The 223-nt window shown below is 48.9% G+C and carries 1 protein-coding gene; it reads left to right on the forward strand.

What is annotated here, in order from left to right; all coding sequences use genetic code 11:
• The coding region (locus LJE08_RS14685; RefSeq protein WP_227403676.1) for a hypothetical protein at positions 1-223 on the forward strand (223 nt) is incomplete at both ends.

Raw genomic sequence — 223 nt, forward strand, 5'->3', positions numbered from 1 at the left:
CTGGAGAAAAACAGGTGGGTGCGCAGCTTGTCTCATATCTGCTGACAACTCAGAAACGCTCGCTTGACCATCTGCAAAAGGCGATCTCTTATCAGCCGAGCTCCTATATGAAAATCGATCATTATTCCAAGACCAATCTGGAATTAACGACCAATATGCGCAGCGGCAAGCGCCAGGGAACGTTGGTATGGCTCTTGGATGAAACGAAAACGGCAATGGGCAG

The sequence above is a fragment of the Holdemanella sp. DFI.5.55 genome, from assembly GCF_020593575.1.
GTDB classification, from domain to species: Bacteria; Bacillota_I; Bacilli_A; order Erysipelotrichales; family Erysipelotrichaceae; genus Holdemanella; species Holdemanella hominis.